Origin of the sequence: Pseudoalteromonas sp. bablab_jr011, from assembly GCF_016464045.1 — a bacterium.
In the GTDB taxonomy this organism is placed as follows: Bacteria; Pseudomonadota; Gammaproteobacteria; order Enterobacterales; family Alteromonadaceae; genus Pseudoalteromonas; species Pseudoalteromonas lipolytica.
Map to the genome: position 1 here is coordinate 14,978 of NZ_JACDWU010000097.1, position 10,776 is coordinate 25,753.

The 10,776-nt window shown below is 41.7% G+C and carries 10 protein-coding genes; 3 read left to right on the forward strand and 7 right to left on the reverse strand.

Annotation, left to right across the window (positions count from 1 at the left end; genetic code table 11):
* Positions 1 to 2 precede the first annotated feature (2 nt).
* Positions 3 to 584 (forward strand): hemerythrin domain-containing protein, encoded by a 582-nt coding sequence (locus JIG41_RS03675; protein ID WP_199524273.1) that lies wholly within the window; start codon positions 3 to 5, stop codon positions 582 to 584.
* 33 nt (positions 585 to 617) lie between these two features.
* Here JIG41_RS03675 and nrdD read toward each other — a convergent pair whose 3' ends face one another.
* Both nrdD and nrdG read right to left on the reverse strand, forming a co-directional pair.
* On the reverse strand, positions 618 to 2,417 hold the full coding sequence (gene nrdD, locus JIG41_RS03680) for an anaerobic ribonucleoside-triphosphate reductase (RefSeq protein WP_065978359.1): 1,800 nt from the start codon (positions 2,415 to 2,417) through the stop codon (positions 618 to 620).
* A gap of 5 nt (positions 2,418 to 2,422) precedes the next feature.
* Complete coding sequence (gene nrdG / locus JIG41_RS03685; RefSeq protein ID WP_065978358.1) at positions 2,423 to 2,875, reverse strand: anaerobic ribonucleoside-triphosphate reductase activating protein; 453 nt, start codon at positions 2,873 to 2,875, stop codon at positions 2,423 to 2,425.
* 255 nt (positions 2,876 to 3,130) lie between these two features.
* Between nrdG and mog the strand changes: the two genes are divergently transcribed.
* A complete protein-coding gene (gene mog / locus JIG41_RS03690; protein WP_036973017.1) occupies positions 3,131 to 3,658 on the forward strand; it encodes a molybdopterin adenylyltransferase in 528 nt (175 codons plus the stop codon).
* 84 nt (positions 3,659 to 3,742) lie between these two features.
* On the opposite strand, the gene JIG41_RS03695 is transcribed toward mog, so the two are convergent.
* Both JIG41_RS03695 and JIG41_RS03700 read right to left on the reverse strand, forming a co-directional pair.
* Positions 3,743 to 5,215 (reverse strand): NarK family nitrate/nitrite MFS transporter, encoded by a 1,473-nt coding sequence (locus tag JIG41_RS03695; protein WP_065978357.1) that lies wholly within the window; start codon positions 5,213 to 5,215, stop codon positions 3,743 to 3,745.
* A gap of 331 nt (positions 5,216 to 5,546) precedes the next feature.
* On the reverse strand, positions 5,547 to 6,737 hold the full coding sequence (locus tag JIG41_RS03700; protein ID WP_199524274.1) for an alginate export family protein: 1,191 nt from the start codon (positions 6,735 to 6,737) through the stop codon (positions 5,547 to 5,549).
* A gap of 183 nt (positions 6,738 to 6,920) precedes the next feature.
* Here JIG41_RS03700 and JIG41_RS03705 point away from each other — a divergent pair, with 183 nt between their 5' ends.
* Positions 6,921 to 7,664, forward strand: coding sequence for a molybdopterin-synthase adenylyltransferase MoeB (locus tag JIG41_RS03705; RefSeq protein ID WP_036973025.1), 744 nt, complete (start codon positions 6,921 to 6,923; stop codon positions 7,662 to 7,664).
* Between the two features lie 16 nt (positions 7,665 to 7,680).
* Here the strand turns inward: JIG41_RS03705 and JIG41_RS03710 are convergent, their stop codons facing one another.
* From JIG41_RS03710 to JIG41_RS03720, 3 genes are all read right to left on the reverse strand, one after another.
* On the reverse strand, positions 7,681 to 8,124 hold the full coding sequence (locus JIG41_RS03710; RefSeq protein ID WP_199524275.1) for a putative zinc-binding protein: 444 nt from the start codon (positions 8,122 to 8,124) through the stop codon (positions 7,681 to 7,683).
* A 147-nt stretch (positions 8,125 to 8,271) separates the two neighbouring features.
* Positions 8,272 to 9,474 (reverse strand): NnrS family protein, encoded by a 1,203-nt coding sequence (locus tag JIG41_RS03715; RefSeq protein WP_196857407.1) that lies wholly within the window; start codon positions 9,472 to 9,474, stop codon positions 8,272 to 8,274.
* Positions 9,471 to 10,739 carry a nitrate/nitrite transporter gene (locus JIG41_RS03720; protein WP_065978355.1) on the reverse strand — a complete coding sequence of 423 codons (1,269 nt, stop codon included), beginning with the start codon at positions 10,737 to 10,739 and terminating at the stop codon, positions 9,471 to 9,473. Before JIG41_RS03720 ends, JIG41_RS03715 begins: the two co-directional genes overlap by 4 nt.
* Positions 10,740 to 10,776 lie beyond the last annotated feature (37 nt).

Below are 10,776 nucleotides of genomic sequence, written 5' to 3' on the forward strand. Positions count from 1 at the left end.
GAATGTCTGCTCGTACAGAAACATCAAATGATATAGCGAGCGAAAGCGCTAATGCTATTGACCTTGTCAATGAAGATAACTCAACCACCAAGCAACACACTCATATTGGACAAGCTATTTCAGGCAATAACATAAACTGGGAGGCGCAATTGCCCATTAAGCTCATTGCGCATATCATCGATAATTTTCATGAAAAGCACAGAATGCAATTTCAACAATTGATCCAATTAACCAAAGCAGTGAAATTAAAAAATACTGATCATGCTGACTACCCTCATCATCTGGAATCTCATTTATCGCAAATGAAATATGAACTTGAAGAACATATGATGAAAGAAGAGGCCATTTTATTCCCAATGATCATGAAAGGTTATTATCCATCGGGTCCTATTAGTGTGATGGAAGCAGAGCACTTAGAGCACGAGAAGGCACTCGAAAAATTAACCACACTCACCAATAAGTTTACTCCTCCGCACGATGCCGATGAAGACTGGCAGCGTCTTTATGCCAAAATACATGAGCTCTACAACGATTTAAACGAGCACATTCATTTAGAAAATAATATTCTTTTTATGCAAGGTTAAGGCAAAAGGGGCAATAGACGCCCCTTTACATTGTTAGGCTAACGCTGATTGTTGTACTTTTGTGCATTGGTAATGTCGCAATTTGTGCTCTTTGCGTCGGCCATGACTAAATGACGACACTCTTTTTAAGTAGCCAATCACGCGTGTGCCATAATCAATATCTGTTGAACCACACTGTGAGCATGATTGCCTTGAGCGCTTATCGATATACTCACAGTGATTACAAATGGTGATCCTCACATTAATGCAAAAATAATTGCACCCCGTTCGCGCTGCCACATTAAATAACTGCATATATTGCTCAGTGTCTAAATGCTCTTCTAAATTCAAATGCAGTGCTGAGCCACCATCTAAAAACTCTGTCATCGATTTACCATGCAATATAAACTTATCAAGGTGATTTAGTGTTGTGTCTTCTACTAAATAGAAATAACTGTTGTAGCATTCTCTTGGCGTGAAGTAGCCATCTTCGCTATCCCATTTGGCATTTTTTATCCCTAAATTTTCAGCAGGAACAAACTCAGTGTTAAATAAAAAGCCGGTCTCTTTTGTTGCTAAGCGATTCTCTTTATAAATCACTTCTAACTGACTTTTCACCCATTCTTTATACGCATCATTAACCCCCACTTGAATACCTAAATACTCTGCGGCTTCAACCATGCCATTAATACCAATGGTTAAAAATTGCTTGTTAAAGGAAATAAACCCTGCGTCGTACACCGGTAGCATGCCCGCTTGCTGGTACTCTTCCATTAAGGTGCGATACGCGATTTGATAAGCATGTATTTTTCTTATTTCTGTTGCTAGGTCTCTGCCATCTTGCACCAATCGATTCATATTGAGTGTAATAACATTGATAGAGCCCGTCGAAACGCCCCCCGCGCCTAAACTATACGAAAAACTATGATCGCTAATTTCATTACGAAGTCGACAGCATGAGGCTAATGAATCAGCATCGGTTGATTGATAAACAAAAAATGAGCCGCCTTGACTTAAGTTTTCGGCACACATCAATGCAAATTCTTTATCTTTAGGTTCATTGTCTTCTACTAGCATGGCAGCGGTGACAACAGGGAATGTTAAAACAGCTTTGTTTCGCTCTTGGTTAAACCAATTTAAAAACATGCTTTGCAGTGCCTTTAAAGACGACCAATCGGGAGCCGTCATATCAGGAAACACAAAATGACCAAACATAGCCTCAAAGTATGCACTATCGTACAACGAGATATTCCAAAATACGCTTTGATAACCTCGTGCAGCAGCGGGTTGATTTAAAGCGTACACGACGTGCTGTAAGTGATTTTCTATCTGTTTATAGTGAGTAACTAAATAATCATCGCCGTAATCCTTACGCGCAAAGTAATCAAAATACATTAAAAATTCGACCGTCGCGACAGCCCCTGCAAACTGCGCGCTAATTGCAAAAACAAGATTCACAAAACTGCCGCAGAACGATTCTAAATGCTTAGGTGCCTTAGACTCTCCCCCTAATTTGGTTAGCCCATCCAATAAAAATGGATACATGGTGATAGAAGTACAGTAAGGCTTTAAGCTCGTTTCATCATGCACATAAATTTCATGGTTCTCAATTTGTCGAAGGTACTCTTTGCCCAATGACTCGCCGAAAAGCGCGGTTATTTTATTGCTCACCTGAGTGCGATTAACGTGAATGAAAAAGTCTTTCATTATTTCTGATTCTAGCGTCGCTATATTTTTTAATGTCACATTTGCATTCGCATCCACTTTAGAACCATCGGCCGCATTCTTGGCCTGTGTATAGTTTTCGATGAAACGCATTTTTTCTTTTAATTGTTCACAATTCAGCATAGACATTTTTATTATCCTTTTAAAAATAATGAGTTAAGTACCTTACCCGAAGCAATTTCAATAAATCGTTGATTAGTTAAATGGCTCGCCAGGCCACCTAATTCAGCGACATAACGGCCCGTTTTTACATAAGTCAGCTGTGCTTTTAATTGCTCCGACACATCCTCAAGCCCGGTATACAAACACGTTGCTAAGCCTTGCTGCGTTGCTAACTTTAAAAAATAAACTAAATCACCTTCCTGCCATTCTCCGCCAAAAAACACCACACAAGTTATCAAGTGCTTATAGCGCTCAAGTAACCCTAGAAAGCGTTGCGATGTTAACCGCTCACCATGCTTTGGATCCCATGTATCAACGCTATGACACCCAGGACAGCGCAAGGGGCACCCCGTGCACACAAAGCCTAACGCAATGTGTCCAGGGACTTCTTGAAAGCACACTTGGGGTTCTAATACATTAAACATAAACCACTACATATTGTGTTTTAAATTTCAATATGATCAATATATAGTATCAACACCGTTTTAAGCCAGTTTGAAACTTGATCTAGATCAAAGCAGCTTAGTTCTGCCAAAAGAACAAAATGGGTAGCCAATCAAAACCCCCTCCTGTCAAAAATAAAACGGAGCGCCACCCAGACACCTCTACCTACTTTGGAGGAGTTACCTTTACCCATCACTTTGCTAGAGTGCGAATAAATGAATTGTAAAGAGATGAAAATGACTGCGAAAATTGGAATTTTGACTGTTAGTGATCGCGCAAGCCGAGGCCAGTACGATGACTTATCGGGACCCGCTATCACCGATACATTAAATGACTATTTAAGTTCGCCATGGCAGGCATGCTATCGATTAGTCGAAGACGAGCAACATTTAATTGAAGCGGCATTATGCGAGCTTGCCGATCAAGAACAATGCGCTTTAATCATTACCACAGGTGGAACGGGTCCCGCCAAACGAGACATAACCCCCGAAGCCACAGAAGCGGTGTGTGACAAAATGATGCCAGGATTTGGTGAGTTAATGCGTACTGAAAGCTTAAAATACGTGCCAACGGCTATACTCTCTCGACAAACAGCGGGGATAAGAGACCGCTCATTAATAATTAACTTACCGGGCAAACCCAAAGCGATTCGTCAATGTCTTGATGCCGTATTTCCTGCGGTGCCTTATTGTATTGATTTACTTGAAGGGCCTTACTTAGAATGTGATGAATCTGTGGTTCAAGTATTTAGACCTAAGTCATAAATAGGTTTGTCATAACGTTAAAACATCCCCTTAGTTAATAACGAAAAAAGCCAGCTTAAGCTGGCTTTTCTATCGTATTAAGATTTATTTGTGTGATACATCAATCAGTTCAACAGTCCCGTCTTCGCGTACTTCAGCAATTTGACCTCGCGGTTCATCCATAAAGAACAAAGTAACAAAGCCAATCATTGCCGTACCGGCGATAACATAAAAGAAAGTTGCATAATCGACGAACGATAACACAGTTAAAAATGTAACAGCCCCAACGTTACCATATGCCCCTGTCATCCCTGCAATTTGCCCTGTTAAGCGACGTTTAATTAATGGCACGACGGCAAACACAGCACCTTCACCTGATTGAACAAAGAAAGAACACGCCATGGCTGTTGCAACTGCTAACCATAATGGCCACTGCGAATTAACCATGCCCATTAACAGATAACCTGCGGCTAAACCGGCGGTTAAAATAAGTAACGTTGTACGGCGACCAAACTTATCTGAAATAAACCCACCTGCTGGGCGTGACATTAAGTTCATAAATGCATACGCACCGGCCACCATCCCTGCCATAACAGGGTCAAGCGAGAAGGTCTCAGCAAAAAACAGCGGCAGCATTGACACCACAGCAAGCTCAGAACCAAAATTTGTAAAATACAAAATATCCAGCACAGCTACTTGCTTAAAGCTATAGCGATGTAACTCAGGTACTTCTTGCTCAAATACCGTTTTATTTACGTTCCACACTTTTTTAACTTCAAACAAGTACAGCAGCACTAACCCACCATAAATAAGATGTACGACATTTGCTTCAATCATCCCAACACCATTGGGTGAGAGTTTCCAAGCCAGTAATGCCATTGCTGCATACATAGGGATTTTCATGATTAGGAGTAAGAAAAAATCGCCTTTAGAAGTGACTTCCATCGCCCCTAAATTTTTAGGACGAAAGTACGTCGAGCCTTTAGGTGTATTGGTTACATTAAAATAATAAATAAAACCATAAACAAAGCTCATTACACCCGTAATACCAATTGCATAACGCCAACCATCATCGCCGCCAAAAATTAATGCCAACGTAGGCAGTGAAAAAGCCGCAGCAGCGGAACCAAAGTTACCCCAGCCACCATACACACCTTCTGCGGTGCCTAATTCGTGATGAGGGAACCACTCAGACACCATGCGGATACCAATAACAAAGCCTGCGCCGATAAACCCAAGTAAAAAACGAGCAATGGCAGCTTGCAAAAAACTATCAGCAAAAGCAAACATTAAACAAGGTACTGCGCTGACAATCAGCAAACATGAATAGACTAACCTTGGCCCATATTTATCGGTTAGCATGCCAATAATAACGCGGGCAGGAATGGTCAAAGCCACGTTCAAGATCAGTAGTGTTTTTACTTGCTCTGTACTTAATCCCAAGGTGGTTTTTACAGCCTGTAGTAACGGTGCAAAATTAAACCACACAAAAAAGGTGATAAAGAATGCAAGCCAACTAAGATGTAAGATTTTCATTTTTCCTTGAAAGGAAAAAAGGTTAAATTTTTCACTCGCCATTGTCGTCTCCAAACGGTTTTATTAATTTGATTCTGAGCCGACTTACTAAAAAAGAATTGATGTAAATCAAGGAATAAAGGTAACCGCCGTGCAGTCAAAAACACCTCTACCCCCTATGAATAGGCGCACTGTAAAGCAATGCCTTTATTAACTGCGCTTACTACCTACTAAGGTGTATTAACACTCCCTATCACTCTATGAGGGAGATAAAAGGAGATATTGGAGGAATAACAATGAGGTTTTGGGATATCACACAGAAAAAAGCCTCCGAAGAGGCTCATAATTGCAGGGAACTGAAACTAATCTAGCTGCTAAAAAGCATGCTAAGCGGTTAAAACTTATGAGTGAGCATCAACCATACCTTATCGGTATCCGTGGCATAATCATCAGCGTTGTACATGGCATATTTAAACAGCACATTACAGTTGCTTGAAAGTGCATATGCAGCCGTTAAATCAAGCTCTTGGCCATAATCGATGCTGTGTGCATCACTATCAAAAAAGTGATAAGTCGCGCTCAGCTTTATATCTGCCAACTGCCCATTAACGCCAAAGTATAAATCAGCAAGTCCATTACCTGGGGTCGCTAAAAACTTATCTGCAAAACCTTGGAACTTATGCCCTGTTGCCAGTGGTGTACTAAAACCTATGTTGTTATCTGAGCCTAACAGCTCATAGCCAACTTTCCAGCCAAGCTTACTCACTTTGCCCTTTAGCTCCGCTAATATATAGTCAGCATCAAACGAATTGGGGTTATCGGCATAATCTTGCTGAGTTGCATAACTAACCGTATAACTCAATGAATCGGATAATTGGCCTGTTGCGCGTACACCCATTGTTTGTGTTGAGCTGGCTAAAGCAGCATCAAAGTCATAAAGATAGGCAAACACACTGACATTAAATTGCTTATTAACTTGGTATGCAGCATTGGCAAAGTGTAATTTACCGTGCAAATCGCTTTTATTGCTGTCTTCACCAAAAATACGATTCACATTAAACACATAGCTGTAGTCGAACTTTAATGACTCTGATGGTTTATAAACGACTCTGTAACCATCAAAAGTTTGTTCATTCTGGCGCCATGCAACACCCCCGACAAATCGTTGGTCATCAAGGTTGATACGTTGTCTACCCGCAACAACGTGCAACTCTTTATTTTTGAATTGTAAGCTTGCTTGATTAAGCTCAGTACCTTTAGGGTCAGCAACAACGGGGTGATCCGTATGACCATTAACCGTACTGTTATAATTGTCATTACCAATCTCGGTAACATTATCAAACTCGAGAAGTGCTGAAACGCCTTTGAGTGTCGCCGTTGTATAATTAATACGCGTGAGTAATGTTGATGCATGTGCTTGTTCAGCGATCCCCGATTGATCGACATTTTCATATCGATAACGCAACATGCCATGCACTTCACCATTCGCCAACATGTTATGAATGCCATTATCTTCAGTTGCACTCACTTGCGTACTCAAAGCAAATGTAACTAACGCTGTTAGAACTGAGAGCTGTGTTTTCATATCACTACCTTGCTATGTTTTTAAGTTATGCACAGATTACGGCTATGCATAACTATGAAAATTGATTTAAATCAATTTTTTCATAGCGTTACCTAATATGACTCACTGCACCTCCAAAGAGGTATAACAACACTGCCCTATTTAATGTAGGCTTATAGACGCGTTCTAAAGAAGGAAAATTGCATGTTATTAGAGAGTGCCAACACCCTGCGTTATTGCCGTCATATTCTGCTTCCTCAGGTTCAAGAAGAAGGGCAAGAAGCCATTATGGCAAGCCACGTACTCGTTGTCGGAGCTGGAGGACTGGGTAGTGCAGTACTCCCTTACCTTGTTGCGGCAGGTGTCGGAAAAATTACTTTATTTGATCATGACACAGTGGATATAACTAACCTACAACGACAAATATTACACACCGAAAACAGTGTGGGTCAGTTAAAAGTTGAATCAGCTAAACAGCAATTAACAGCACTCAATAGCCAAGTAGAGATGACAACCTATGCTTCTGAGTTTACGACACACCATGAGCCAGAGTTAATCAGCGCTGATGTTGTCGTTGACTGCAGTGATAATCTCGCAACACGCTTACTGCTTAATCGCCTGTGTTGGACACATAAAACGCCCCTAATTTCAGGTTCTGCAATTCGTATGGAAGGGCAACTCATTCACTTTCCAATGCGTGACGGCGATCCCTGTTATGCCTGCGTTGCTCGGCTATTTAAAGAACCCTCATTAAGCTGTATGGAAGCTGGGGTCCTTGCCCCAGTAGTTGGCACTTTAGGTTCATTGCAAGCCACAGAGGCGCTTAAAAGCCTGCTATCTATGCCCCCTAAAACAGTGTCAATGCTGTTATATGATGCAGAGCACCTGACATTTAAAGAGTTTATTATTCCAAAACAACCCCACTGCGAGGTGTGTGCAGAGCGTTAAAGTTACATTGCTAACCTTAACGCTCTGCACACGGAAACATCGCGATCACTTTGCTTCCTGCGGCTTCCTTTTGATTCACTCTATGTTGCTTTGGTAGGACAGACGCGAGTTGATACTGCACCGTTTTTGTCACTTGCAAACAGGCCGCTAGCGAAGGTTTGCCCACGCCATTGTTTATTTTCTGAAGCTGCTTGGTCATATCAAAATGATAAAATGTATTAATAGATAACTTTTCGAGACTTAACTTCGCACAGTTAAGCCCACAGCCATCAAAAACAATAATAGCAGGAGAAGATGCTAACTTTTGCCAATGCATAGCAGAACCTGCTGATAATGCCGTAATGGAGACTTTTTCAACTTTCCCCTGCATAATTAAACTTTGTGATAAGTCTTCAGCCAGCTCTGCACCATAACTACAGCCAGAGCACGTTAACAATATTGGTAAAGATTGCTCCTTCATGCTTTCCACTCTTTTTACTGATACGTAAATATCAGCTTAGTAAGCGTACAAAAATTCAGCTTGATCTACATCAAGAGGAATGAAGTCCACACTAATTCAAAAGAGGTAGCTACTTTACCTAAACAACCATATTGACGTATAGAAACGTTAGCCTGCGCGGCCATCTGCTCTTGGTTGTGTTAACACCGGAAAATACACTAAGCAGAATAAACCATAAGCCATACACCATGTAATCACAGATAAAGAAATAAAATACAGGCTCAATTGTGAATTTATCAACACACCAAATACGCGTAATAAGGCCGCAATTAATACCGCACCAAATGCAAAAATAATGGCGTGCTTAACCACTAATTTTCTTCCAGTGTGGCCTAAGCTAACACGCGCCATCATGCTTAAAATCATATTGCCCATAGCCCCCACAGTCAGTGCATGGAAAGCGGTCGAAATTGACAATAAATCAGTGAAATAAGACATCCCCATTAATATAATTCCCACAGGAATAAACCAATAAGCCAAATGCAAACTCCACAGCAGTGGAACCGCTAAGGTTTTAAAGAACGGCCATCGCGCCGCACGAAGACAATGAAATACAGCACATATAATTAGCATGCCGCCAATGAGCTCATTGCTCAGGTAATAAACTGCACCAGTAAAAAACAACACAAAAATAAACCAGGTACTGCCAAGCGCTGCAATCTCTAACCAAGGTTTACCGTCGACCTTCTTTGTCGCAGTTGCATTTGCAGTGAAAAAGGGAATTACACGCCCGCCTAATACACTCATTAATAACGTAATTAGCCAAATAGCAGACATATAACCATGCTGATACAACTCAGGCATCCCCAGTGTCACGCCTAAGTGCATTAATAAATTGGCAGCACTGAGTAATAAAATAATCGGCACAAAAAAGAGGTTTCGCATTTGCCCTTTAACAATGATTGGTTTTGCTAACCAATAACCCGCTAAGGGCAAAAACACCATATCAATACCAAATACTAACCAGTGCGGCAAAGCGGGCACCACCATGGCAACTCGCGCGATTAACCATGCAAGAGTTAACAGCAGCAGCTTTCGACCATGAATAGAGCGTAAACCTGTCCAGTTTTGTACCGCGGTTAATAAAAAGCCGATAACAATAGCGCACACAAAACCAAACAGCATTTCATGGCTATGCCAAAACAAAGCCCCTCCATAAGGAGAAAAAGACCAGTGACCATTGAGTACTAATCCCCACACAACCAAAGCAATACAGCTAAATAGGCCCCCACACAAAAACAGCGGACGAAATGCGAGCTGAAATAAGGCAACGTCACTTTTGGTTTGTTGTTCATCGGATATTTGCATCATAAACTATCATCTTCTAAAAAATTATAACTCGCAGCTTCATTCAATCTTCGTTGATAGCGCTCAGCACGCACCGCGAAATACATCAGCATCATACAGACAGCTAACACCGCGTAAAGCAACATAAAAGAGGCACTGTAAAAGCCAAATAAATCAACCACCGCACCAAACATTATCGGCAATGTGAATCCTCCCAAGGCCCCAATGGCAGCAATAAAACCGCCTACCTTGCCCATTTCTAACGGGTAGTTTTCATGGATAACTTTAAACACACTGGCACGCCCAAAACCTTGCGCTAAGCCAATCACAAATAATAAGCCGGTAAACACCCACACATTCACCGACACAGATAAATTCACATCTTGCTTAATACCATGAATGGTCATTGTTGTGGGCGGGTAGCTTAAGAAAAACAAACACACTAAACACACCCAAAACACGCTCCAGTTAACACTACGACCGCCATACTTATCGGCAAACCACCCACCAAGAGCCCGTATCACCGACGACGTTGCAACAAAAAACAATGTAAAGGCCATCGCTTGTTTAATTGATAATTGGTAGGCCTGCATATAGTAATATGGCAGCCAAAGCAGTAAGGCCAAAAAAGAACCAAACACAAAATAATAATAGAGTCCTAATCGCCAAACTTGCGTATTTTTCAGTAACAGTGTCCAGGTTTGCGGTTTACTATTAATAACATGAGCGTTATCTGGCTGGCTGGGGGCAAACACACCATACAGCACCGCAACAAATAACAAACCAAACGCATACACAGGCCCAACCCACTGCCAACCATAGCGCTCCATTAACCAAGGCGCTAACACGAGTGTAATAGCGGCACCGGCATTACCCACGCCAAAAATCCCCATCGCGGTTCCTTGTTGACTGCGTTGATAAAAATCACACACATAACGGATACCGAGGGTAAATGAGCTACCACTGAGACCAATCCATAAACCGAGAAAAAGTAGTTGAGAATAGCTTGTCGTTATATACAAGCATGCAAGGGCGGGCACACACACTAACATTTGCACAACAAAGAGCACTTTTGCCGAATAGCGGTCAGCCAATTCGCCAGCGGGGATCCGAGACAATGCACCTGTGAACATCGGGGCTGCAAGTAAGCCACCTAACTCAGTGACCGTTAATTGCCATTGCGATGATAAAGGCAATACTATCGCCGCATACAATGTCCATACGGAAAAGTTAGCCGCAAAAGCTAAGGTAGCAAATAATAACGCACGTTTAGCGCGAGACTCTGACATGCGATGCTCCAATTAAAAACGGTCGATGAACACGTCA